The organism is Halorubrum sp. SP3 (assembly GCF_005435195.1).
Taxonomy (GTDB): domain Archaea; phylum Halobacteriota; class Halobacteria; order Halobacteriales; family Haloferacaceae; genus Halorubrum; species Halorubrum sodomense.
Genome location: NZ_SGTU01000271.1, coordinates 1 through 562, shown reverse-complemented (window position 1 = coordinate 562; position 562 = coordinate 1). Strand labels below are relative to the sequence as shown.

Genomic DNA, 562 nt, shown 5'->3' with positions numbered 1-562 from the left:
GGCCACGATGGCGACGCGCAGGATCAGGTCGAACGCGCCGTACGCGAACAGCAGCCCGGCGTACAGCAGGAACGGCGCGATCCACGAGGCCGTGATCTGCGTCAGGCTCCCGTAGAACCCGTACAGGTCCGTGACCGTCGCCTGGAGCAGCGTCGCCTGGTTCATCCCCGCGTGGCCCAACACGCCGGGGACGAGGTTCCCGAACATCGCGTACCCGAACACGGCGAAGACGAGCCCGAGGAACACGTTGCCGAACTCGCGCCACGTGAGGTACATCAGCGAGAGGATCACGAGCCGCGCGAGCATGTACTCGTGTTCGAGCGCGTACCCCTGCCGCTGGAGGTACACGTCCTGGAAGTTGATCGCGAAGAACGCCGACGCGGTCATCAGCGCGAGCGACGCGGGGATCAGCACGGCGCCGTCGATCCAGTCGCCGTCCGAGATGGCGAGCCGCGTCTCGTTGAGCGCGTACACGGTCAGGATGCCGCCGACGAACGCGGTCGCGAACCGCACCTGCGAGATCGCCTGCGTCTGCGCCCAGTAGAGGACGCCGGCCCAGAAC

The 562-nt window shown here is 67.4% G+C and carries 1 pseudogene; it reads right to left on the bottom strand.

Going from position 1 to position 562, the window contains the following annotated elements:
• Positions 1–562: pseudogene (locus EXE42_RS16535) on the bottom strand (C4-dicarboxylate ABC transporter permease); the annotation flags it as partial.